The organism is Paenarthrobacter sp. PAE-2 (assembly GCF_026013155.1).
GTDB classification, from domain to species: domain Bacteria; phylum Actinomycetota; class Actinomycetes; order Actinomycetales; family Micrococcaceae; genus Arthrobacter; species Arthrobacter ureafaciens.
Genome location: NZ_JAPDNV010000019.1, coordinates 43438 through 65047, shown reverse-complemented (window position 1 = coordinate 65047; position 21610 = coordinate 43438). Strand labels below are relative to the sequence as shown.

Sequence of the window (21610 nt, the reverse complement as noted above, 5' to 3'; positions counted from 1 at the left end):
ATGCCGAAGCCAGAGGAAATCCATGCATCTTTTACCTCGTGAGCAGGAAAAGTTCCTGATCGTGGTCGCCGCCGATCTCGCCCGGCGCAGGCAGGCCCGCGGGCTGAAGCTGAACTATCCGGAAGCGGTGGCCATCATCAGCTACGAGCTCGTCGAGGGTGCCCGCGATGGCAGGACCGTGGCAGAACTCATGAGCTACGGAACCACCCTGCTCGGCCGCGAAGACGTGATGGAAGGCGTGCCGGAGATGATCCACGACGTCCAGGTGGAGGCCACGTTCCCCGACGGAACCAAGCTCGTCACCGTCCACAACCCCATCCGTTAGGAGGCTGCCATGATTCCCGGAGAGTACCGGCTGCAGGAGGGTGTGGTCGTGTGCAACAGTGGACGCGAGTCGATCGCCGTCGACGTCGTGAACCGCGGTGACCGCCCGGTCCAGGTTGGCTCGCACTATCACTTCGCCGAAGCCAACGGCGCCCTTGAGTTCGATCGGGAGGCAGCCTACGGCCGTCGCCTCGACATCCCGGCGGGCACCGCCGCGCGGTTCGAGCCGGGGGACCGGAAGACGGTCCGGTTGATCCTCCTTGCAGGCACACGGCAGGTCTTCGGACTCAGCAACGCCGTGAATGGAAGGCTCGACGGCGGCACTCCGGCATCGGCCGACGTCGCCGGGGAGGCTGCCCAGTGAGCTTCGAGCTTCCTCGCCGGCAATACGCAGAGTTGTACGGCCCCACCACCGGCGACGCGATCCGCTTGGCCGACACGGAGCTGTTCCTGGAAATCGAGAAAGACTTCACGGCCTACGGCGAAGAAGTGGTCTTCGGTGGCGGCAAGGTGATCCGTGACGGCATGGGCCAAAACGGGCAGTTGACCCGCTCGGAAGACATTCCGGACACCGTCATCACCAACGTGGTCGTTGTGGACTACAGCGGCATCTACAAAGCTGATGTGGCCCTTAAAGACGGCCATATCTTCAGAATCGGCAAGGCCGGTAATCCGCAGATCACCGACGGCGTGGACATTGTTATTGGATCAAGCACGGAGATCATCGCCGGGGAACGGAAGATCCTCACTGCAGGAGGCATCGATACCCACATCCACTTCATCTCTCCGGAACAGGTGCCCACAGCACTCTGCAGCGGCGTCACTACTATGGTGGGCGGTGGAACGGGTCCGGCCGAGGGCACCAAGGCGACCACCGTTACGCCCGGGGCATGGCACATCTCACGCATGCTCCAAGCGGCTGAAGGCCTCCCCGTCAACATCGGCTTGTTCGGCAAGGGCCACGCATCCGCCGTCGAGCCCCTCGCGGAGCAGATCCGCGCCGGTGCCGTCGGACTGAAAGTCCATGAAGACTGGGGCTCAACCACCTCATCGATTGACATGTCCCTGCGCGTCGCCGACGAATTCGACGTCCAGGTTGCCATTCACACCGACACGCTCAATGAGTGCGGCTTTGTGGAGGACACCATCCGGGCGATCGGCGGCCGGGTCATCCACACCTTCCACACCGAAGGCGCCGGCGGCGGGCATGCGCCGGACATCATCAAGATCGCCGGGATGCCGAACGTGCTTCCGGCCTCCACCAACCCGACTCTTCCGTACACGCGGAACACTGTGGAAGAGCACCTGGACATGCTGATGGTGTGCCATCACCTCAACCCTGACATTCCGGAAGATGTGGCGTTTGCGGACTCCCGCATCCGTGCTGAAACCATCGCCGCAGAGGATGTCCTGCACGATCTTGGCATCTTCTCCATCACCTCGTCCGATTCCCAGGCCATGGGACGCGTCGGCGAAGTGGTGACCCGTACATGGCAAGTAGCCGATGCCATGAAGAGGCAGCGTGGCGTGCTGCGGGACCCGTCCGGAGCCGCCCACGGATCCCCGGACAGCGACAACTTCCGGATCAAAAGGTACGTCGCCAAATACACCATCAACCCGGCCATCGCACAGGGCATGGCGGACGTGGTCGGCTCGGTGGAGGCCGGTAAGTTTGCCGACCTGGTGTTGTGGGATCCGGCCTTCTTCGGGGTGAAGCCCGAACTGGTGATCAAGGGAGGCCAGATTGCCTATGCGCTCATGGGCGACTCCAATGCTTCCATCCCCACGCCTCAGCCGCGCACCATGCGGCCCATGTTCGCGGCCCATGGAAAAGCACTTCGGCAGACGTCCATCACGTTCCTGTCCAAAGCCGCGATCCAAGCCGGTGTTCCGGAAGAACTGGGACTCGAGCGGATCATCAAACCCGTGTCCGGTATCCGCACGCTGAGCAAAGCGGACCTGAAATTCAACGGCGAAACTCCGGACATCGCCGTCGACCCCGAAACCTATACCGTCACCGTCGACGGCCAGGAAATCACCTCCGAACCCTCCGACGTGCTGCCCATGGCCCAGCGGTACTTCCTCTTCTAGGACTCACATGATCATTGAAGAAATCCTTGGCAACCTTCACGAGCTGCCCCGGGACGCTTACGCGGGTCGCCACCAGGAGCGGGTGGTCCTTCCCGGTTCGTTGCTGGTTAAACGCATCCAACGCGTCACCACCGACCACGGCAAGGAGCTGGGAATCCGGCTCCCCTCCGGCTCCGGCCACCTTCGCGACGGCGACATCCTCGCAGCTGACGACGCCAACCTGATTGTCGTCTCCGTGCTTCCCACCGACGTCCTGGTGATCGCCCCCGGGACCATCCATGAAATGGGCGTCGTGGCGCACTCCCTCGGCAACAGGCACTTGCAGGCCCAGTTCTTCGATGCCGCCTCCGAATACCGGGCCGACGTCATGGTCTGCCAGTACGACCACACGGTGGAGGACTACCTCAAGCACGTGGGCGTGCCCTATCAGAGGCAGGAACGGGTGATGCCGGTGCCATTCCGCCATGCAGAACACACACACTGACTACCAGCTGGCCCTCCAGCAACTCACCGATTCCGCCTTGCCGACAGGTGCGTTCGCTCATTCTTTGGGCTTTGAGGGATACATCGAACGCGGGGTAGTGCGCGATCACCATACCTTCAGCACGTGGCTTCATGCCTTCCTGGCCCAGCAGCTCACCTACTCCGACGGGCTCGCCATCCGGTTCCTGTACGAGGGCGCCGGCCTTGAGGACTTGGACGCTATGCTCTCCGCCTGCCTCCTGGCGCGGGAAGTCCGGGAGGCCTCGCTGAAGATGGGTGGACGGCTGCTGGAGATCGGAGCAGAGGTGTTTCCGTCCGCCGAACTTTCCGGATACCGCAACCAGGTGCGGGAGGGGACAGCGGCGGGGCATCAACCCCTGGCATTTGCCGTCGTCGCGCGTTCACTGGGGGTTCCCCTTCCGGAAGCGCTCGCCGCCTACTTCTTCGCCGCCATCACCTCCCTGACGCAAAACGCCGTCCGCGCGGTTCCGCTCGGCCAGAACGCCGGGCAGCGCGTCCTCCGAAACGCGCACGACGCCGTTGCTGCCGCCATCGAGGATGTAGCACGGCTGTGCTGGGACGACTTTGGGGCGGTTGCCCCGGGCCTGGAAATTTCACAAATGCGGCACGAGCGGCAGCGTGCCCGCATGTTCATGAGCTAAACCAAGGAGGACACATGACAGAGCCCATCATCATCGGCGTCGGCGGACCCGTCGGAGCCGGAAAGACCCAGATCGTGGAACGCATCACCCGCCACATGAGCGGTGAAATCTCCATGGCCGCCATCACCAACGACATCTACACCATCGAAGACGCCAAGATCCTGGCCGCCAACGGGGTCCTGCCCGAAGACCGCATCATCGGCGTCGAAACCGGAGGATGTCCGCACACCGCCATCCGTGAAGACACCTCCATGAACACAGCTGCCATCAAGGAACTCAAAGCCCGGCATCCTGACCTGCAGGTGATCTTCGTGGAATCCGGCGGCGACAACCTCTCCGCCACGTTCAGCCCGGAACTCGTGGACTTCTCCATCTACATCATCGACGTGGCCCAAGGCGAGAAGATCCCCAGGAAAGCCGGCCAAGGCATGATCAAGTCCGACCTCTTTGTCATCAACAAGACGGACTTGGCGCCGCACGTAGGGGCGGACCTGGCTGTCATGGAGCGGGATTCGAAGGAGTTCCGCGGGAACAAGCCCTTCTGCTTCACCAACCTCAAAACCGACCAAGGGCTTGAAGGAGTCCTTGGCTGGATCAAGCGGGACGTCCTGATGCTCGACTTGGCGTCGTGAGTAGCGCCAGCAGCGCTGTCGCGGCTCCGGCAGAATCCGGCTCAGCCGCCTCGGTGACGCGGTCACCACGGGGGGAACTCCGGTTGCGCATCGCCGAGCGATCTGGCCGTTCATCCGCAGCCCACCAGTTCCATGAGGGCGCATTGAGGGTGTTGCGGCCGCACTATCTGGATGGAACCGGGCAGGTTTGCTATGTCATAGTCAATCCCGGCGGGGCCTATTTGGGCGCTGATCTGTTCGTCATCGACGTGGAGGTCGGGGACGGGGCGGAGTTGTTGTTGACCACGCAATCGGCCACCAAGATCTACCGGACACCGCGGTCCTTTGCAGAGCAGCGCATGACCATACGGCTGGGGGAGGGCGCCCGGCTGGAGCTGGTTCCCGACCAACTCATCGCCTACAGGGAGGCCCGCTACAGGCAGGTTTCGCACGCCAGTCTCCACCCGTCGTCGAGCCTTGTCATGGCGGAAGTCATCACACCCGGGTGGTCGCCGGACGGAGCGTCCTTCACGTTCCGGGAGCTCGGGCTTCGGAACGAGATCCACGTGGAGACGGAAGGCGGCCCCCAGCTCCTGGTCCTTGACAACCTCGTGATCAGGCCGCCGTTGGACGACGTGACAGGCATGGGCTTCATGGAGGGATTCAGCCATGTGGGCTCCCTCGTGGTGGTGGACCCGCGCGTGGACCAAGCGCTCACGGATGAGTTGGACTGTATTGCCCGTGACTACGGTGCGCATTCGGGTGTTTCATTGACCCAGAGTGTGGGCGGGACGTGCGGGCTTGTCCTGCGTTCGCTGTCGAACAGCACCGGGGAACTCAACGGTCTGCTCAACGCCTGTATCGGATTCCTCAGGGGACGCTGGCACGGGCAAGAACCCTTGAATCTAAGGAAGTACTGATGACGACGCTCACCGGGTTTGCTGCCCTGTACCGGGACCGTGAAACGCTGTCCCTCCGCACCCGGCTCTTTTTCACCTTCGGCGCGGTGGCCGCCTTGCATCTTGCCGCCGTCGTACTTCTGCTGGTGGGGACCACCGGCGGCGCCGAACCTCTGGCCCTTGGCCTGGTGGTCACGGCGTACGTTGCCGGCGTCAAACACAGCTACGACTGGGACCACATTGCTGCGATCGACAACTCGACGCGGAAGTTTGTTGCACAACGCAAAGACCCGGTGAGCGTCGGATTCGCCTTTAGCCTGGGGCACAGTTCGGTGGTGGTATTGGCCGGGATGCTGGTGGTCCTGGGCGTTACGGTGATCGGACAGTTCATGGAGGATGGCACCGCCGGGAACAAGATCCTTGGACTGATCGGAAGCGGCGTTGCTGGGCTGTTCCTGCTGATTATGGGGTTGTTCAACGGCTCGGCGTTCATCCGTGCAGCGCAGTTGTACAGGGAGGTCCAAGCAGGCGGCGAGGTCCAACCCGAGGATCTGGAGACGAAAGGCTTCGTTGCGAGGCTGCTCGCCAAGCCTCTCGCCAAGGTGGAAAGGCCGCGGAACATCTACGTCATTGGCTTCCTCTTCGGCCTGGGGTTCGACACCGCCACGACCATCGGGCTCCTGGTCATCACCACCACAGCCTCGCTGGCCGGGGTCTCACCCCTTGCACTCATGGCGCTGCCCCTCGCGTTCACTGCAGCCATGACCCTCTGCGACTCAGCCAACGGCGTGGTCATGATGAAGATGTACGCGTCGGCCATTCACGATCCCCAACGGAAGCTCGGGTTCAACGCCGTCATCACCGGCATTTCGGCGGTCTCGGCGCTGTTTATCTCCGTCATCACTTTGGGTGGGTTCCTGAACGAGGCGTTTGGGCTGGAAGATCCCCTGACATCGTGGCTCGGTGGGATAGACCTCGGTGACGCCGGACTGATCCTCGTGGCTTTGCTGCTCTCGGCATGGGGATTTTCCGCATGGCGTCCGCGCCAAGGCAAGAATCCACGCTGGATTAGCGAAATTTCGAACAGCATGTAACCCGGGGGCGGCACCCGGAAACTATATGGGTATCCTGCAGTTCCGGGTTCTATTCATCAGGGGGAAATCGTGCTTTCCGAGCGCGAATTGGCGTTTATCGCCATTCACAAAGACAGCTATCCAGCCGTCTTCAGATTTGTTGGCCGACGCGTCGAGTCGTTGGAGGTGGCAGAGGAAATTGCCGCCGATGTGTTCCGTGTGGTGTGGCAGAAATGGTCGGACGACGCGCTGCCGGAACTTGCCTACCTGCTTGGCATCGCCCGCAACTTGGTAGGAAACGCCTACCGCAGCCGCGACCGCCAGCAGGCCCTTCAGGAGAAACTGCGCACGACGGCGGTACAGCGTTTCGGCGGCAGCTCCGAAAACGTCGCGGTACAGGACGCGATGGCCCGCCTGCGCGAGAAGGACCGGGACATCCTCCAGCTGGCCTACTGGGACGGCCTTGGCAGCGCCGAAATCGCCCAGCTTCTCCAGTGCAGCGAATCGGCCGCGAAGGTGCGCTTGCACCGCGCCCGAACGGCATTCCGGAAACAATTGCCTGCAGGTTCAGAGACGACTACACAGAAGTTGGGGGTCTGACCATGGATTCGATCAAGAACCAGATTGCCGCAATCGACCCATTCGATCCCGCCACGGAACCGAACGGCGAGGAAGCCCTGCACAAAATGCTGTCCGGCTCCACGGTCTACAGCGACACAAACCCGCTGCGGGCCGTACCCTCGCTTGAAGACCGCCGGCGCCGGAAGGCACGTATTGCTGCAGGCCTGCTGTTGGGGGCGGCTGCCGTGACCGCGGGGGTTTTGGTGGCCTCCAACTTCGGTCCGGTCAGCTCAGGGCCTGCCCCGGCTGTAACTGTGGAGCCCGCCACTCCCACGGCGTCGACCACTGCGACGCCGACGCCCACTGCCACCGCAACAACGTCAGCAACCACGACGGCGGCTCCCACCCAGGCGCCGACGCCCACCACGTCCGCTGTGGCCACCACTGCTCCGGTAGTGCCGCCCGTGCAGGTGCCAACGTTCAAGACGTTCACGTTCCCGGACGGGCATATCTCCTTTGAGTATCCCGCTGATTGGACCGTTCGGACGGCGCAGGCGCCATATCTTTCGGAGGAAACGAAGGCGGGTGCCGTGGATGCCACAATCCTTGACGCGAGCGGCGCCGAGATTGCCTTCGTGTCAAGCGGCTCGTACGGAGGTGGCACTGGGGGATGGGTGCGCCGAACTGTTTACGACAAAGCCGCCGTCCCTGGCATTATCGACACCTCGGGCCGGTCAACCGAATTTGGCTTCGCCTCTGATTTGATCCTGCCCACTCCCGTCGAGGGCGCGGCCACGCCTGCAGCGCCCGCGCCGGACATCCGCCCCTACTACTTCATGGACGTGCGCGTTGCGGGGGAGTTCCAGAACGGGGAAATGGGGTCGGGAGCCCGGCTTGTAAGAATGCCCAACCTGTACATGATCGCTGGCGTTAACTTCGACACTGATAAGCAGCCCGCCTTCGCCGGCCCTTCAGAGGCCAAGGCCTGGATGGAAACCGAGCAGTATGCCCAACTCAAGGCACTGCTGTTGAGCTTGACCTACAAGTAGGGGCGGAGACCCGCGGATCCGGCTCGGGTCCGCGGGTTTCGTCGGGTTTGGGCCCGATGTTCCAGATCGCGCTGGGCAAGTGCATGTAACCGGGCGGGAAGGTTGTGCACTTGCCCATAACAGAGCGCTCCAGAGTTTCATAGGGTGGAGGAGATCTGCTTCACATAGGCAGAGCCAGACCTACCCAAGGACGAGTTTCAACGATGAAGAGCATCGCCCTCCTGCGCGAACGAGCCACCCGCGTCATGCCTACCGGTTCCCACTGCCCGGCTTCTGGTTTGTGGAGCCCGGATTCCGATCCGGAAACGGTGCACGTCTTTACCGAGGGCCACGTTCTCCCGGCCCACAACGGCGTACCCACTGTGTGGCGTCGTCGCCCGGCAGCGTCATGACAGCGAGCCTTCTCAACCGGCCTGACGGCTACCGGCACGTTCCGGCGTCGGAGTGGACCGATCTCCAGTCCGGCGATCGCGTGTGGATCTACGACGTTGCGTGGGGTGTGGGTACCGGGCGCGTGGACGATGTTTCCCAGCACCAGGAACTCCTGTGGGTGATCCTCGAGCCGGGCGGCCGAAGGCTCATCTGCGGCACGGACGACGTCGAAGTCTGGGCTGCCTAGAACCAACACCGAGATGGCATTTGGTGCCAATGTTTGAGCGGAGCATTGGCATCAAATGCCATCTCGGCGTCTTTAAGAGGCAGGCACCAGCACGCTCGGCGAGCCGGTTTCCACGCGGCTGACAGGGCCGTCGGGCAGGCCGGAGTCGGGGTCCAGTTTGTAGCTCACGACGTCGTTGGACCCCTCGTGCGCTACCAGCAGCCAGCCGCCGCGAACCAAGTGGTGACGCGGCCAGTCGCCGCCTGTGGAAACGTCCGCCAGGGGTTCGAGGCTGGTTCCTTCGGCGCTCACCTTCAGGATGCACATCCGGTTGGACCCGCGGACCCCCACGTAAGCGAACCGTCCATCGGGTGAGAGTGCAATTTCAGCCGCGGCGTCGCCGTCGAACGGCTTGTTCACGCTCACGGGAACCATGGCCGTGAGCTCGAAAACGCCTTGCCGTTCGGACCGGATGGCGGCCACCTCAAGGGAGTATTCCGTGTCCACGAATACTGTCCCGCTGGAATGCCGGACCATGTGCCGGGGCCCGCTGCCCTGGGGGAGGATCACCTGGTGGTCGGCCTGCAGGCCGCTGCCGGGTCGGTAAGTCCAGACGCGCACCAGGTCGTTGCCCAGGTCCGCGGTCAGGATCCGACCGTCGGGAAGCATCAGGCTGGAGTGAGCGCGACTGGGCCGCGGCTCGTCGGTGGGTCCGTTGTGGTGGGGGTCGACGGCGGCTTCCGCGCTAAAGCGCGAGGTGATGGCGCCGTCGTCGTCCAGTTCGAAAAGGATGACCTGCCCGTCGCCCCAGCAGGTGGTGATGATGAAGCGGCCCTGTGGGGCGGCTGCCACATGGCAGGTGGCTTCCCCTGTAGGCTATGCCTCTCCGAATGGTTCCAGCTCGGCCACTCCCGTGCGGCGGTAGGGCTGCACCGTGCCGGCCTCCTCGGCTACTGCATAAAGGATGGGCAGTGTGGGGTGCCGTGCCAGGAATGAGGGCGAATTGGCGGTGACGGCCAAACCGACGGCTTCGAGGTTGCCCTGCCCGTCGATGGCAATAGCGCCGATGCCTTCGCCCTTTGCGTTGCGGTCGGCGGTGTAGGACCCGGTCCAGATCATTGATTCCACGCTCATCCTTCCCTAGTGTCCTTGGACGTCCGAATCGACTCCGGTGTCAGGTCCGGCGTCGAGTGTTTGCAGGCGGTCCAGGTCCTGCCCGTCCAGTTCGAAATCGAAGACATTCAGGTTCTCCTGCATGCGCTTCGGGTTCGCCGTCTTGGGGATGGCAACCAGGCCTTGTTGGACGTGCCAGCGAAGTACCACCTGGCCGGGAGTCTTCCCGTGCTTTTCGGCAAGCCTGGCCAGGACGGGAGCGTTCAAGAGATCAGTGCTTGCACCAAGGGGACTGTACGATTCGGTGACGATGCCGTTCCGTTCGTTGAAGGCGCGGGCGGCAGGCCGTGGAATGGCTGGGTTGATCTGGATCTGGTTGACGGCCGGAACCACGTCCGTCTCCGCGAAGAGGCGGTCGAGGTGGGCGGGCTTGAAGTTCGAAACACCGATGGAGCGGACCTTGCCTGAAGCCTGCAGTTCTTCGAAGGTCTTCCACGTGGAAACGAACTCATCGCGCCGGGGGAGTGGCCAGTGGATGAGCAGGAGGTCCACGTAGTCCAAGCCGAGGCGTTTCAAGGAACTGTCCAAGCCGGCAACAGCTTTGCCCGACCCTTGGAACTCACCATTGAGCTTGGTGGTGATGAACAGTTCGCTGCGGTCCACCCCGCTGTTCCGGATTCCTTCGCCCACCCCGGCCTCGTTGCCGTATTTCACCGCGGTGTCGATGTGCCGGTAGCCGAGTGACACGGCTTCCTCAACGGCCTTTGCAACCTGGGTGTCATCCAGCGGCCACGTGCCAAGGCCCAGTTGCGGGATCTTGTATCCGTCATTGAGTTCTATGAGCGGGGCTGACGCCATGGGCACGATCTCCTTTGCTGAAACGAAAAAGACAGGTTCCTTGCTTTTCTACGCCGGGGACGTGGTGCTTGGCAACAGCGTCCGCCGCGACCAGTCGTAGAGCTGGTCAGTCAACTCCATGTAGTCATCCTTCACCACCTGCAGTTCAGGATGCCGGTCGTGCCACTCCACGATTTCCCGGGCACCATCGGCAAAAGGAATGGTGGCCGTGAAATCCGGTACAAGGGCTTTGATCTTCGAGTTGTCGAACACAACCGAGTGGGAACGATCGCCCAGCAGGTTGGGACCCAGCTCCGCGCTGTGGGCCGCGATGGTTTCCGAGGACACGTGGAACAACTCCGGCTCCGCAACACCCGCGGCCCTGGCGAAAAGCCCATAGATCTGGTTCCACGGCAGGTACTCATCCGAGGTAATGGTGTAGCTCTCGCCAATGGCCTGCGGACGCCCGAGGAGCCCGACGAATGCCTTGGCAAAGTCGCGGCTGTGCGTCAGCGTCCATAGCGACGTTCCATCGCCGTGGACCAGCACAGGCAGTCCGGCACGCATCCGGTGGATGTCCGTCCAGCCACCCACCATCGCGATCTTGGTGCGATCGTAAGTGTGGGATGGGCGCACCACCGTCAGGGGGAAATCCTGTTCACGGTACGCATCCCAGAGGAGTTCCTCACAGGCGATCTTGTCCCTCGAGTACTGCCAGAACGGATTCTTCAGGGGCGTGGATTCCCTGATGGGCAGGGTGGTAGGCGGCTTTTGGTACGCCGAGGCTGAACTGATGAACAAATACTGACCCGTGCGCCCACGGAACAACTCCATGGCAGTCCGGGCCTGGCCCGGAGTGTAGGAGATAAAGTCCGCGACGGCGTCGAACTCCCTGCCGCCAAGTACCTCACGCACCGCTGCCGGTTCCCGGATGTCCGCGTGCAACACTTCGGCGCCGTCCGGGACCGGCCGCCCGGCTGACCGTCCCCGGTTAAGGATGGTCAGCCGGTGGCCCAGCGCCACGGCGCGTTCAGCCGCCGAGGTGCTGATGACTCCGGTCCCGCCGATGAACAGGATGTTCCGCGGCGAGACGGTGTCCGCTGCTTTTCCAAGGCTGCCTGTGTGAAGATCGCTCACCAGGCGTAATCCTCGGGGGCAGGGCGATGGCCCGGGAAGATGTCATCCAGCCTCTTAAGGGCGTCATCACTGAGGGTGACGTCCAAAGCGCGGATGGCAGAGTCCAGCTGTTCCTGGGTGCGGGGACCCACAATCGGTGCCGTCACCGCGGGCTGGTGCAGCAGCCAGGCAAGAGCCACATCGCCGGGAGCGTGGCCCAGTTCGTCAGCGAAGTCCTCGTACTGGCGGATCTGGTCTTCATGCTGGCGCAGGGTCTCCAAGGCGCGTCCTTCGGTGCGTCGGACGCCTTCTTCTTCCTTTTTGAGCACGCCTCCCAGCAGCCCGCCCTGCAGGGGAGACCACGGGATCAGGCCCAGGCCGTACTGCTGCGCTGCCGGGATCACTTCGAGTTCCAGCTCGCGGCGGAACAGGTTGTAGATGGACTGCTCGCTCACCAAGCCCGTGTAGTTCCGCCGGTGTGCTGCCTCCTGGGCCTGGGCGATGTGCCACCCGGCAAAGTTGCTGCTGCCCGAGTAAAGGATCTTGCCCTGTTGGACGGCCACCTCAATGGCCTGCCAGATCTCGTCCCACGGAGTGTCCCGGTCGATGTGGTGGAACTGGTAGATGTCGATGTAATCCGTCTGCAGCCGCTTCAGGCTGGCATCCAGGGCGCGCCGGATGTTCAGGGCGGACAACTTGGACTCATTCGGGCGGTCCGTCATGGTGCCGTAGAGCTTGCTGGCGATCACCGTGCGTTCCCGGCGCTCGCCGCCCTTGGCGAACCAGCGGCCGATGATTTCCTCGGTCCAGCCGCGATGTTCCGTGCCGCCGTAGACGTTGGCGGTATCGAAGAAATTGATCCCGGAATCCAGCGCGGAGTCCATGATCGAATGGGACGTCTCTTCCTCGGTCTTAGGGCCGAAGTTCATGGTACCCAGGCAGAGGCGGGAGACTTTCAGGCCGGAGCGGCCAAGATGCGTGTACTGCATGCTGTTGTCCTTTGTTAGTGCCGGGCTTACATCTGGGTGAAGGAGGCGACGGCGGGATCGGAACCGATGCGCGCGCCCGCCTCAAGGGCGGTGATGGCCGCAAGTTCGGACTCAGTAAGGCTCAGGTCCGCAGCGCCGAAGTTCTCGCGCATGCGGCTGGAGTCCGCGGACTTGGGAATCACGATGGTTCCCTGGGCCAGGTGCCAGGCGAGGATCACCTGGGCGGGAGTGGTTCCGTGCGCCGACGCGACGAGTGCCACCTGCTCGGCGTTGAGGTCCTTGCCCTGGCCGAGCGGGCTGTAAGCCTCGACGGCGATGGTGAGGTCGCGGCATTTGGCGGCCAGGTCGGCCTGTTGGTAGGTGGGGTGCAGTTCGATCTGGTTGACGGCCGGCACTACCTCGGACTCGCGCAGGAGGGTGTCCACGTGGTCGGCGAGGAAGTTGGAGATACCGATCGCGCGGATCTGCTTGTCATGGTAGAGCTTCTCCATTTCCTTCCAGGCCTGGGTGTACAGCCCCTGGGACGGGACGGGCCAATGGATCAGGTAGAGGTCCAGGAAATCCAGACCCAACGCTTCACGGCTGCGTTGGAAAGCGTCGTAGGCCTCGCCCTGCTCGCCGTTGCGCAGCTTGGTGGTGATGAAGAGCTCGTCCCGGGAAAGTCCGGAAGCTGCAATTGCGGCGCCAACGCCGGCTTCATTGCGGTAGGCCGCGGCGGTGTCGATGTGACGGTAACCGGCCTCGAGGGCGTCTTCCACTACCTTCTGGGTCTCTTCCGGAGGCACTTGGAAGACACCGAATCCAAGCTGCGGAATGGTGACGCCGTTGTTCAATGTCAACTCTGGCATGAGGGGTCTCCTTCGAAAGTGGTGTGCGTTGTCGGATCTCCGGAAAACGTTTTCGGAGGCTCTGCTTCGAGCCTATTCAGTTTTGGCTACCACGTCAGCAGAAGTGCGTGATCCTGTTTTTCCTAGGTCTGCCAGTCCTACCCAAAGAGGTGGTGGTGCCGGCTGTTGCACCGGCAGAATGGATGGATGGGTCAAAGCGCTGAGTTCGGAAAGTTCCTCAAGGTCATGCGTGCGCGCCTTTCCCCGGAAGACGCCGGCACGCTCGGTTCAACCGGCTCCCGCCGGGTCCCGGGGCTTCGCCGGGAGGAAGTGGCCAGGCTGTCCGGAGTAAGCACCGACTACTACACCCGCCTGGAGCAGGGGCGGAACATCCATCCGTCCAAGGCAGTACTGGACTCCGTGGCGAGGGCCCTCCGCCTGGATGTGGGGGAGCGGGCCCACATGATGGACCTTCTTGCGCACTGCGCCAACTCGGCCGCGGGGCCGGGGCCGGTTCAGAAAGTGCGTCCGGCCGTGCGGCAGTTGCTGGACGCAGTGGGCGACGTGCCGGCGATGGTCCTTGGACGCAGGACCGACGTCCTGGCCGCCAATCGCATGGCCAACCTGCTGTTTACCGACTTCACCTCCTTGCCCGCCGCGGAAAGGAACCTGACCCGTTGGCTCATCCTGGATGCCAGCGCGGGAACGCTGTTCCGGGACTGGAAGACCGTTGCCGCCGAAGCCGTCGGAGCGCTGCGCATGGATGTGGGCCGCCACCCGAACGATCCCCAAACCAACCAGCTGGTAGGTGAACTCGCCGTTCACAGCGAGCAATTCCGCCAATGGTGGGCCGGGCACAGGGTAGCTTCGCGGTCCGCCGGAACAGTCCGTTTGCACCATGCCGTGGTGGGCGACCTTGAACTGAACTTCGAAACCCTGAGTCTCCCGGACGACGCCGACCAGCACCTGCGGGTCTATTCCGCCAAGGCCGGTTCGCCGTCGTCGGACGCATTGACGCTGCTGAGCAGCTTCGGCGAGCCGGACACGGTTACTGAGGTTCCAGAACCCGCCCGCCGAGATGACAGTTAATGCCAATGTTGGCACCAAACATTGGCATTAACTGTCAATTCGGCGAGGGGCTGGCCAGCGCTTAGCGCTCCAGGCGGAAGCCAAGCTTGATGGTGACCTGCCAGTCGGCAACCGCACCATCCTCGAGGTGGCCGCGGATTTCCTTGACCTCGAACCAATCAAGGTTGCGCAAGGTCTGCGACGCTGTGCCGATGGCGTTCTTGATGGCGTCGTCGACGCCCTCGGTGGAAGTTCCTACAATCTCGGAAACGCTGTATGTGTGGTCAGCCATGGTGCTCCTCATCATCGTGTTACGAATCCTGGAAATCGGGCCTGCACGCAGGCCGTCCATGCAGACTAGCCCACGGAAGTTCGTGCGGCCAGAGCTAGTTTTCGCGCCAATCGTTGCTGGTGATGTGCGAACCCGCTTGTGGTCCCATTTGCAGCATCCCGCCGTCCACGGGCCAGGAGGCGCCGTTGACGTAGCTGGATTCGGGGGACGCCAGGAAAGCTACGACGGCGGCAATCTCGCGTGCGTCGCCGGGGCGGCCCACGGGTACTCCGGGACGTTCTTCCTGGTGCGGGTCCTCGTCCGTTTGGCCCGTCATGGGGGTGGCGATCTCACCGGGTGCCACGTTGTTGGCGGTGATGCCGTACTGCGCCAGCTCCAGCGCCATGGTCTTGATGAGGCCACCCAGCCCATGCTTTGAAGCATCGTACGCTGATGCGCCTACCCGCGGCTGGAACTCGTGCACGCTGGTGATCGCGATGATGCGCCCGCCGCTGCCTGCGTCCACCATGCGCTTGGCTGCCGCCTGCATGGCCACGAAAGCACCGTTGAGATTGGTGTCCAACGTCTGCATCCACGTCTCAAAGTCCAGCTCCAGGAACTTGGTTCCGTCTCCGGTTCCTGAGTTGTTGACGAACACATCCACGCCGCCAAGTTCGTCGGCGAGCCGATCGATCGTTGCCGCCGTCTCCTGAATCCTGGTGGTATCCAGCTGCTCCACTACTGCCTTGCGGCCCAGGCCCCTCACTTCTTCGGCGGTCTCCTGGGCGCCCTGCTCATCCGAGTGCCATGTGATTCCCACGTCCATGCCTGCTTTGGCCAGCGCGACCGCCGTGGCGCGGCCAATGCCGGAATCCGAACCCGTGACGATCGCCGTCGTCGGGTTGAAAGCTTGCTGTGCCATGATCCTGCCTTTCGGTTGTGCTCGAGCCGATACCGTATCCCTACCCGTTGGGACACGGCCGTAAACAAGGAGCAGCGGCAACTGCTGATCGCGTGTAAATTTCTTTGAAGTACCACCGGACCACCACCCATGAATCCATCAATGAGGAGAACTCATGTCAGAAGTGATCGTCGTCGGCGTTGACGCCAGCGAAACGGCCAAGCGGGCAGCCGTGGCGGCAGCCAAGATGGCCAAAGCACTCGGCGCGGAACTGCACGTCATCAGCGGCTTTTCTGATGACCGGATCGAAGAGTTCGGCAGTGGCAGCGACCGCATTACGGTCTCCTCGGCGGACTCCGCCGAGTACGTTGCGCGCAAGGTGGCCGAGGAACTGGACATCCCGGACAACAGCGTGAAGTACTACGCTGCCCGCGGTACGCCGGCCAACGCCCTCATCAACTACGCCGAAACCCACAACGCGTCGTTGATCGTTGTGGGGAACAAGCGCATGAAGGGCCTTGGCCGCGTGCTGGGCAGCATCGCCAACAGCGTGGCCCACGGGGCTCCGTGCGACGTCTACATCGTGAACACGGAAGTGGACGCTTAAGTCCCAAGTAGCTGGCAGTAGGGGTTGTTCTGAGAGCTCAGAACAACCCCTACTGCCAGTCAGATGGGCTACCGCTGTTCCGCGGGACCGCTTTCCACCAGCGCGTAGACGCGGCTGGGGCTGCCTGTGCCGCCGACGATCGGCAGGGGAGCAACCACCAGGGTGGCGCCCGTAACCGGCAGCCGGTCCACGTTCCGGAGCGAGGTCACGCCGTACTTGTCCGCGCCCAGGAGGAAGGAGTGGACGGGGAACATCGGATCCAGTGAGCCCGCCTGGCCAGCATCGATCCCCACGGTTTCAACGCCGAATCCGCTGATGGAGGCGTTGCTGGCAAGCCATTTGGCACCTGCCGCAGAGACCCCGGGAGTGTGCGGGCCGGCGTCGTCCGCGTTCACGAAAGCCGCAGCATCGGCGCCCCGGGCTGCCCAACCGGTCCGGAAGATCACCCAGCAGTTCTCCGGGAAAAGGCCATGCTCTTCCTGCCACTGCTCAAAATGTTCCGGCTCCAGGAGGAAGTCCGGATCGGCGGTGGCTTCCGCAGTTTTGTCGAGCACCACCAGCGGACCCACGAGGCGGTGCGGTTCGATCTTGTCCACGGACTTGCCGTCCTTGCCCGTGATCCAGTGGACCGGGGCATCCAAGTGCGTTCCGGCGTGCTCGCCCACCGTGACGTCGTTCCACGCCCACGCCGGGCCGGCGTCGTCGAAGTTGCTGACCGGCGAGACCGACAACCCAACCGTGTTCGCAAAAGGCTGCGGCAGGTTCAGGATGGGGGTTTCGGGACTGAGCGGGGTAGTAAGGTCGATGATTTTCACCGAGCCGTTGGAAAGGGCTGCAGTGAGCCCGGCCAGAACAGACATTGTTCTCCTATCGCTGGTTTCGCTTGAAAGGGTTGGATTTCCTGGTTGTCAGGCGCTGTGCCACGAGGTGGCCTGAACCACCGGAGAGGCCCGGGCCGGGGTGGGTGGAGGCCCCGATGTGCCAAAGTCCTTTGACGGTCGTGTGGTGCCCGGCAGCTTGTGGAAACGGCCGCCAGAGCAGGTTCTGGAAGAGCTCGGCCGAGCCGCCGTACGGGTCGCCGTTAACAGCGTTCGGATTGATTGCAGCGAGGTCCGTGGGGGCGATGATGTCTGAGGCCAGAACGGTAGCCCGCGTTCCCGGCGCGAACTGCTCAAGCCGCTCAAGGACACGGTGCAGGTAGGCCTGCTTCAACTTCTCCGACCAACCCCCGGCCACGGACAGCTCACCCGCAGCGTCCCCTACCGGCTCGAACGGAACCTCCTGGAGCTGCAGCCACAGCGTCGCTTTGCCTTCGGGCGCCCTGGAGGGATCCAGGACGCACTGCTGTCCCACCACGATGGTTGGTTCCGCGGGCAAGAGCCCCGCCTCAGCCTGGGCGCACGCGATGCCCGTGCTGTCCGATCCGTTGCTGATATGGACCAGCGGAACCTCGTTGAGGCGGGGATCCAACCATTGGACCGGCTTGTCCAGGGCAAGGTGGACCTGCATGGCGCCGCGGCCGTTCTGGTACCTGCGGGCGGCGTCGGCCAGCTGCGCGGGGGCATCAGGCAGCAAACGCGTGTAGAGGGCTTGGGGCGAAACGTTGGCCAGCACGGTACCCGCTGGGACAATCCCCTGAGAGGTGCGGACCCCGGTCACCGAGCCGGACACCGAAAGGATTTCCCGGGCCTCGGTGCCAAGCATGATCCGCACCCCGTTGTCCCGGAGCAGCGATTCAAAGGCTGCAACAAAGCGTTCGGCTCCGCCCTTGACCACCGGCAAGCCGAAGGTGTGCATGCTCATGGCCATCACGGGCAGCATCACGCCACCTGTTGCCTGGTCCGGGCCGAGGCCTGCATGCAGGAGCCAGGGAGACCATAGCTGGTCCGTTTCCCAACCATCGAAGCGGCTGCGGAGGTAGTTGCGGCCGCTCATCACGGCGTCCCTGAGAAAGGCCTCGTTGGCCTTCACCTTGCCGGTCCGCGCAGCGCCAAAGCCCAGCCGTGCCAGCTCTTTGAGGGACCGCAATTCCGCCCCGAACGCCCCGAAGACGGTCCCGGCGTGACGGCCCAGGTCATCGAGCATGGTGAGGTAGGCCTGCTGATCCGCCGGGTGCTTGAAGGCCTTCGCCGTCTCCGCAGGATCCCGGTGGGCAAGGGCCACCCTGTGCTCGCCGGTCGCAGGGTCTGCGGCTACCGACGCGGTGACGGCGCCGTCCGTGTTGCAATACTCCAGGCCCCTCTTGTGCAGTTCACTGCCCAGCACGGCGTACGCGCCGCCGGAAACAAAGAGTGGATGCCACGACGAAAACGAATCGTGGATAAAGCCCGGCAGCGTCCGTTCGCCTGAGTGGATGAAGCCGCCCAGCCGGTCGGACTGTTCGATCAGGCAGACCTGTTGTCCGGCGAGGGCAAGCTCCGCAGCGGCAACCAAGGAGTTGATACCGGAGCCGATGACGGCAACGTCGTTCATGGATGACGCCCTTTCAGAAGTCGGGGTGGCTGGCTGTCGCGTGGTACTTGCCGCTATGGAACACCAGGGGAGAACCGCCGTCGTTGCTGTACTTCTCCACTTCGCCAACGTAGATCACGTGGTCGCCTGCGTCGTGGCGCGACACTGTGCGGCACTGGAAGGTAGCTACCGCACCGTCCAGCAGGGGCACCCCGGCAATGCCTTCGGTGGTTTCGGCACCTTGGAACTTGTCCGAAGCCGGCGTAGCGAACTGGCGGGACAGCACGTGCTGATCGCTGGCCAGTACGTTGATGGCGAAGTGCGTCGATTCCTCGAAATCCGTCAGGCTCGGGGCCCGCTTGCTGGGGCACCACAGGACCAGGGGCGGTTCCATGGACACTGACGTGAAGGAGTTCGCCGTCATGCCCACCTTCCGGCCGTCCGGGGAGACGGTGGTGACTACCGTGACGCCGGTTGCGTATTGGCCCAATGCGCTGCGGAAATCACGCACATCGAAGACGGCGGAGTCCTCTTCCTTGCGCGCCTGCATGAAGTCTGCAGCCGCCGTCGGGTCGAACCACCACGGATAGGAAGTCCGCGGATCGTCGAACCCGGCCACGATGCTTGCGGCCAGGGCCGGATGCTCGGCGGCTTCGCGCAGGAGGGTGGCCTGATGGTCCCGACGCGGCTTGAGCAGGTCATTCGTCCACGCCACCGACCACTGGCCCCACCCGCGCCAGAACTCGTCGAACGTGCGCTCCATCCATTCCCTGTCGAACGGTTGCCGGCCACGGCGCACGATCGCATCGAGGTAGTACTTGGCTGCCAGCGTCGCGTTGTTTGACCCCTGGCCGGTCAGCGGATCGTTCAGGACCACGGCGTCGCCAAGCCCGAAGACCAGACTGCCGTTCGCCAGTTCCCCCACCGCGGACCGCACCGTTGGAGTGATGCGTCCCAGGAGCGTGGCGCCGTCGTCGGTCAGTGCGGCGCCTTCGAAAGCGGCGGCCTCGTGCGGGAAATGGTCCCGGAGCAGCTGCAGCGAACGCTCCAGCTGGTCTTCGGGACTTACGACGCCGGACCAACAGTCCATGGGGCCGCCCACCACTCCCTCGAACACCATCATGCGGCAGGGGCCGGACGCGGTGAGCCCCGGGAAGGTGAAAAACTCTCCCACTCCCGGCGCCATGGACATCCGGATGGCGGCAGCCCCGCCGTCGTCCGTTTCGGTAGCGGTGACGTAATTGAGCGCCAGCACCCGCTGGGGACGGTCGAACGGCGACTTGGCCTTGTCCCGGGGGAACACCTGCCCGATTTCGCCCTTTCCGGTGCTGACGATCACCAACTCGTAGTCCCGGGCCAGTTCTTCCAGGAGGCGGGGAGTGACTTTCTCGATCCGGAAGTCGCCGCCATTCGCGACGAACCGTTCGATCCAGTGCGCGCTCTTGAGCCGCTGGTCAACTGACCTTGCCGGACCGTCCAAGGGGGCTTCCCACTCAATCGGTTCCTGACCCTCAACGCGCAGGTGGATGGAGCCAATGGCGGGGGCAGCTCCTGAGTCGGGAATCGCGGTTCCCATTTGTGCTTCGGCGTCCAAGGCGGGTGCGAACATGCACTGGCTGGACATGACTTTCCCTGACCTGATTTGGGCTGCCGAGCGGTCCGAGAACAGCGTGACGGCGTAGCCCTCCCGTTGCAGGCCCAAGGCCAGCTGGGCGCCGGATTCGCCGGCTCCGATGATTGCGATTGTGCGCATGGTAAATCCTTATTAGCAGGGGCGTGCTATGAAAATCCCGGGGTCAGGAAACCTTGGCACCCAGGGCTGCGAGGTACTCCTCGGCTTTGTCCGGGTACATGAACCACTCCTGGAATTCCGGCGGGTGGTTGAAGCCGTTGGCAAAGCGGTGCGCGATTTCCGGAACCTGGTTTGCTGCGCCCAGCAACTCAAGGACGTGCGGCGGGGGAGGAGCCAGCAGGGCATTGGTCCAGTGTGCAACGTGTTGGGCGTAATCCCAATAGCGTTCGAACGTGGCCTGCATGAACGCCGGGTCATAGCTGCGATCGCCGTGCTCAATGATGCTTTGCAGGTAGGAGGCCGCGCACTTGCTGGCGTTGTTGGAGCCCTGGCCGGTAATGGGATCGTTCAAAACCACGACGTCGGCAAGGCCAAGTACCTGCCTTCCGCTGGGGAGCGCGGCAATCGGGTGGCGGACGGTGGGGGCGAAGCGGCCCTGCAGGATGCCGTTGGGGTCGGTCAGTTGGACGTCAGCAGCCCGTTCGGCTTCCCATGGAAGGAAGGTCTCAAGGATGTTCTTGGAAGTTTCCAGGTGCTCTTCCGGAGTAAGGCCCTTCCACACATCCATGGGACCGCTCGGGACGCCTTCGAAGACCATGATTTCGCAGGGGCCGGTGGTGGTCAGTGCTGGAAAAACGAAGTACTCGCCCACTCCCGGGATGAGGTTGAAGGAGACCGCCGAGTACTCTTCACGGGGCTTCAGTCCGGTGACGTAGGTGAGGGCCAGAGCGCGTTGGGGTGCGTCATAAGTGCTGCGTTCAGCGTCCCGCGTGAAGAGTTGGGCGATTTCGCCCTTGCCCGCGGCCACGATCACCAGGTCCGAGTTCAGTGCATAGCGTTCCAGCTCATCAACGCCTGCATCTTCGAACACCAGCTCGCCGCCGCGTTTGATGAACTCCTCCATGAACCTGGGGAACTTGACGCGTTGGTCGATGGACTGGGCGTGGTAGTCCAGCCTCGAGGCCCAGCTGATGGCTTTCTCACCCGGAAGTTCGGGGTGCGGGATGGTGAACGAGATCCCGTCCACGGTGGGTGCATCGGGCCAGAAATCAAGTCCCAACGCGCGCTCGTGCTCCAAGGCGTTGTGGAAGATGCACTGGCTGGAGGCAACTTTTCCGTCCCGAATCTCTTCCGGTGTCCGGTTGGAGATGGTGGTTACCTGGTAGCCGGCGTCCAGCAGGCCGATGCCCAGCTGAAGGCCGGACTGGCCCGCGCCGACGATCGTAATGTGGCGTTGCGTCATGGTTCTTGCCCTTCTATGGTGGGGACGTTGTCGAAGCTGTCGGG

General features: G+C 63.3%; 24 protein-coding genes and 1 pseudogene. 14 read left to right on the top strand and 11 right to left on the bottom strand.

Translation table 11 applies throughout. The annotated features are described in order from the left end of the window. Nucleotides 1-22: 22 nt before the first annotated feature. The 12 genes from OCL88_RS13150 to OCL88_RS13095 all read left to right on the top strand — a co-directional run bounded on the left by OCL88_RS13150 (nucleotide 23) and on the right by OCL88_RS13095 (nucleotide 8372). The gene (locus OCL88_RS13150; protein WP_264962800.1) at nucleotides 23-325 is read left to right on the top strand and encodes an urease subunit gamma; all 303 of its coding nucleotides are present in this window, start codon (nucleotides 23-25) and stop codon (nucleotides 323-325) included. Nucleotides 326-334: 9 nt separating this feature from the next. Further along, a complete protein-coding gene (locus OCL88_RS13145; RefSeq protein ID WP_264962799.1) occupies nucleotides 335-688 on the top strand; it encodes an urease subunit beta in 354 nt (117 codons plus the stop codon). After that, on the top strand, nucleotides 685-2415 hold the full coding sequence (gene ureC, locus OCL88_RS13140) for an urease subunit alpha (RefSeq protein WP_264962798.1): 1731 nt from the start codon (nucleotides 685-687) through the stop codon (nucleotides 2413-2415). Before OCL88_RS13145 ends, ureC begins: the two co-directional genes overlap by 4 nt. A gap of 7 nt (nucleotides 2416-2422) precedes the next feature. After that, a complete protein-coding gene (gene ureE, locus OCL88_RS13135) occupies nucleotides 2423-2899 on the top strand; it encodes an urease accessory protein UreE (protein WP_264962797.1) in 477 nt (158 codons plus the stop codon). Further along, a complete protein-coding gene (locus OCL88_RS13130; RefSeq protein WP_264962796.1) occupies nucleotides 2880-3560 on the top strand; it encodes an urease accessory protein UreF in 681 nt (226 codons plus the stop codon). Before ureE ends, OCL88_RS13130 begins: the two co-directional genes overlap by 20 nt. Nucleotides 3561-3574: 14 nt before the next feature. Then, entirely contained in the window at nucleotides 3575-4192 is a 618-nt protein-coding gene (gene ureG, locus OCL88_RS13125) for an urease accessory protein UreG (RefSeq protein WP_264962795.1), read from the top strand. 83 nt (nucleotides 4193-4275) lie between these two features. Further along, on the top strand, nucleotides 4276-5091 hold the full coding sequence (locus OCL88_RS13120; protein ID WP_264962811.1) for an urease accessory protein UreD: 816 nt from the start codon (nucleotides 4276-4278) through the stop codon (nucleotides 5089-5091). Further along, entirely contained in the window at nucleotides 5091-6164 is a 1074-nt protein-coding gene (locus OCL88_RS13115) for a HoxN/HupN/NixA family nickel/cobalt transporter (protein ID WP_264962794.1), read from the top strand. The genes OCL88_RS13120 and OCL88_RS13115 overlap by 1 nt, the downstream gene beginning before the upstream one ends. A 69-nt stretch (nucleotides 6165-6233) precedes the next feature. Beyond that, nucleotides 6234-6743 carry an RNA polymerase sigma factor gene (locus OCL88_RS13110; protein WP_264962793.1) on the top strand — a complete coding sequence of 170 codons (510 nt, stop codon included), beginning with the start codon at nucleotides 6234-6236 and terminating at the stop codon, nucleotides 6741-6743. Nucleotides 6744-6745: 2 nt separating this feature from the next. Continuing rightward, nucleotides 6746-7753: a hypothetical protein gene (locus tag OCL88_RS13105; RefSeq protein WP_264962792.1), complete on the top strand. Its 1008-nt coding sequence runs from the start codon at nucleotides 6746-6748 to the stop codon at nucleotides 7751-7753. Nucleotides 7754-7956: 203 nt separating this feature from the next. After that, the gene (locus tag OCL88_RS13100; protein ID WP_079941604.1) at nucleotides 7957-8145 is read left to right on the top strand and encodes a hypothetical protein; all 189 of its coding nucleotides are present in this window, start codon (nucleotides 7957-7959) and stop codon (nucleotides 8143-8145) included. Further along, the gene (locus OCL88_RS13095; protein ID WP_062098936.1) at nucleotides 8142-8372 is read left to right on the top strand and encodes a hypothetical protein; all 231 of its coding nucleotides are present in this window, start codon (nucleotides 8142-8144) and stop codon (nucleotides 8370-8372) included. The genes OCL88_RS13100 and OCL88_RS13095 overlap by 4 nt, the downstream gene beginning before the upstream one ends. 72 nt (nucleotides 8373-8444) lie before the next feature. Here OCL88_RS13095 and OCL88_RS13090 read toward each other — a convergent pair. The 5 genes and pseudogenes from OCL88_RS13090 to OCL88_RS13070 form a co-directional block, all read right to left on the bottom strand. Continuing rightward, nucleotides 8445-9485: pseudogene (locus OCL88_RS13090) on the bottom strand (lactonase family protein). Between the two features lie 6 nt (nucleotides 9486-9491). After that, nucleotides 9492-10322, bottom strand: a complete 831-nt coding sequence (locus OCL88_RS13085; protein ID WP_264962791.1) for an aldo/keto reductase — start codon at nucleotides 10320-10322, stop codon at nucleotides 9492-9494. A gap of 48 nt (nucleotides 10323-10370) precedes the next feature. Beyond that, nucleotides 10371-11441, bottom strand: a complete 1071-nt coding sequence (locus tag OCL88_RS13080) for an SDR family oxidoreductase (RefSeq protein WP_264962810.1) — start codon at nucleotides 11439-11441, stop codon at nucleotides 10371-10373. Next, nucleotides 11435-12406: an aldo/keto reductase gene (locus OCL88_RS13075; RefSeq protein ID WP_264962790.1), complete on the bottom strand. Its 972-nt coding sequence runs from the start codon at nucleotides 12404-12406 to the stop codon at nucleotides 11435-11437. The genes OCL88_RS13080 and OCL88_RS13075 overlap by 7 nt, the downstream gene beginning before the upstream one ends. A 26-nt stretch (nucleotides 12407-12432) precedes the next feature. Then, complete coding sequence (locus tag OCL88_RS13070; protein WP_264962789.1) at nucleotides 12433-13254, bottom strand: aldo/keto reductase; 822 nt, start codon at nucleotides 13252-13254, stop codon at nucleotides 12433-12435. A gap of 186 nt (nucleotides 13255-13440) precedes the next feature. Between OCL88_RS13070 and OCL88_RS13065 the strand changes: the two genes are divergently transcribed. Continuing rightward, a complete protein-coding gene (locus tag OCL88_RS13065) occupies nucleotides 13441-14322 on the top strand; it encodes a helix-turn-helix transcriptional regulator (protein WP_264962788.1) in 882 nt (293 codons plus the stop codon). 61 nt (nucleotides 14323-14383) lie between these two features. Here OCL88_RS13065 and OCL88_RS13060 read toward each other — a convergent pair whose 3' ends face one another. Together OCL88_RS13060 and OCL88_RS13055 are read right to left on the bottom strand one after the other, a co-directional pair. Next, entirely contained in the window at nucleotides 14384-14593 is a 210-nt protein-coding gene (locus OCL88_RS13060) for a dodecin (protein ID WP_031216171.1), read from the bottom strand. A gap of 94 nt (nucleotides 14594-14687) precedes the next feature. Continuing rightward, nucleotides 14688-15494, bottom strand: coding sequence for an SDR family oxidoreductase (locus tag OCL88_RS13055; RefSeq protein WP_264962787.1), 807 nt, complete (start codon nucleotides 15492-15494; stop codon nucleotides 14688-14690). 154 nt (nucleotides 15495-15648) lie between these two features. Between OCL88_RS13055 and OCL88_RS13050 the strand changes: the two genes are divergently transcribed. Next, nucleotides 15649-16080 carry a universal stress protein gene (locus OCL88_RS13050; RefSeq protein ID WP_264962786.1) on the top strand — a complete coding sequence of 144 codons (432 nt, stop codon included), beginning with the start codon at nucleotides 15649-15651 and terminating at the stop codon, nucleotides 16078-16080. 68 nt (nucleotides 16081-16148) lie between these two features. Here OCL88_RS13050 and OCL88_RS13045 read toward each other — a convergent pair whose 3' ends face one another. Genes OCL88_RS13045 through OCL88_RS13030 form a run of 4 tightly spaced genes read right to left on the bottom strand, consistent with a single transcriptional unit; the run spans nucleotide 16149 to nucleotide 21566 of the window. After that, nucleotides 16149-16940 (bottom strand): cyclase family protein, encoded by a 792-nt coding sequence (locus OCL88_RS13045; protein ID WP_264962785.1) that lies wholly within the window; start codon nucleotides 16938-16940, stop codon nucleotides 16149-16151. A 7-nt stretch (nucleotides 16941-16947) separates the two neighbouring features. Beyond that, on the bottom strand, nucleotides 16948-18552 hold the full coding sequence (locus tag OCL88_RS13040) for a phytoene desaturase family protein (RefSeq protein WP_264962784.1): 1605 nt from the start codon (nucleotides 18550-18552) through the stop codon (nucleotides 16948-16950). A gap of 13 nt (nucleotides 18553-18565) precedes the next feature. Continuing rightward, entirely contained in the window at nucleotides 18566-20284 is a 1719-nt protein-coding gene (locus OCL88_RS13035; RefSeq protein ID WP_264962783.1) for a flavin reductase, read from the bottom strand. A 43-nt stretch (nucleotides 20285-20327) separates the two neighbouring features. Then, nucleotides 20328-21566: a styrene monooxygenase/indole monooxygenase family protein gene (locus OCL88_RS13030; protein WP_264962782.1), complete on the bottom strand. Its 1239-nt coding sequence runs from the start codon at nucleotides 21564-21566 to the stop codon at nucleotides 20328-20330. Nucleotides 21567-21610 lie beyond the last annotated feature (44 nt).

What these genes read in the sequence shown, in the direction of transcription:
- OCL88_RS13150 (WP_264962800.1), top strand. Translation starts at nt 23, where the DNA reads ATGCATCTTTTACCTCGTGAGCAGGAAAAGTTCCTGATCGTGGTCGCC.
- OCL88_RS13145 (WP_264962799.1), top strand. Translation starts at nt 335, where the DNA reads ATGATTCCCGGAGAGTACCGGCTGCAGGAGGGTGTGGTCGTGTGCAAC.
- ureE (WP_264962797.1), top strand. Translation starts at nt 2,423, where the DNA reads ATGATCATTGAAGAAATCCTTGGCAACCTTCACGAGCTGCCCCGGGAC.
- OCL88_RS13130 (WP_264962796.1), top strand. Translation starts at nt 2,880, where the DNA reads ATGCAGAACACACACACTGACTACCAGCTGGCCCTCCAGCAACTCACC.
- ureG (WP_264962795.1), top strand. Translation starts at nt 3,575, where the DNA reads ATGACAGAGCCCATCATCATCGGCGTCGGCGGACCCGTCGGAGCCGGA.
- OCL88_RS13115 (WP_264962794.1), top strand. Translation starts at nt 5,091, where the DNA reads ATGACGACGCTCACCGGGTTTGCTGCCCTGTACCGGGACCGTGAAACG.
- OCL88_RS13105 (WP_264962792.1), top strand. Translation starts at nt 6,746, where the DNA reads ATGGATTCGATCAAGAACCAGATTGCCGCAATCGACCCATTCGATCCC.
- OCL88_RS13100 (WP_079941604.1), top strand. Translation starts at nt 7,957, where the DNA reads ATGAAGAGCATCGCCCTCCTGCGCGAACGAGCCACCCGCGTCATGCCT.
- OCL88_RS13095 (WP_062098936.1), top strand. Translation starts at nt 8,142, where the DNA reads ATGACAGCGAGCCTTCTCAACCGGCCTGACGGCTACCGGCACGTTCCG.
- OCL88_RS13085 (WP_264962791.1), bottom strand. Translation starts at nt 10,322, where the DNA reads ATGGCGTCAGCCCCGCTCATAGAACTCAATGACGGATACAAGATCCCG.
- OCL88_RS13075 (WP_264962790.1), bottom strand. Translation starts at nt 12,406, where the DNA reads ATGCAGTACACGCATCTTGGCCGCTCCGGCCTGAAAGTCTCCCGCCTC.
- OCL88_RS13070 (WP_264962789.1), bottom strand. Translation starts at nt 13,254, where the DNA reads ATGCCAGAGTTGACATTGAACAACGGCGTCACCATTCCGCAGCTTGGA.
- OCL88_RS13065 (WP_264962788.1), top strand. Translation starts at nt 13,441, where the DNA reads ATGGGTCAAAGCGCTGAGTTCGGAAAGTTCCTCAAGGTCATGCGTGCG.
- OCL88_RS13060 (WP_031216171.1), bottom strand. Translation starts at nt 14,593, where the DNA reads ATGGCTGACCACACATACAGCGTTTCCGAGATTGTAGGAACTTCCACC.
- OCL88_RS13055 (WP_264962787.1), bottom strand. Translation starts at nt 15,494, where the DNA reads ATGGCACAGCAAGCTTTCAACCCGACGACGGCGATCGTCACGGGTTCG.
- OCL88_RS13050 (WP_264962786.1), top strand. Translation starts at nt 15,649, where the DNA reads ATGTCAGAAGTGATCGTCGTCGGCGTTGACGCCAGCGAAACGGCCAAG.
- OCL88_RS13045 (WP_264962785.1), bottom strand. Translation starts at nt 16,940, where the DNA reads ATGTCTGTTCTGGCCGGGCTCACTGCAGCCCTTTCCAACGGCTCGGTG.
- OCL88_RS13040 (WP_264962784.1), bottom strand. Translation starts at nt 18,552, where the DNA reads ATGAACGACGTTGCCGTCATCGGCTCCGGTATCAACTCCTTGGTTGCC.
- OCL88_RS13035 (WP_264962783.1), bottom strand. Translation starts at nt 20,284, where the DNA reads ATGCGCACAATCGCAATCATCGGAGCCGGCGAATCCGGCGCCCAGCTG.
- OCL88_RS13030 (WP_264962782.1), bottom strand. Translation starts at nt 21,566, where the DNA reads ATGACGCAACGCCACATTACGATCGTCGGCGCGGGCCAGTCCGGCCTT.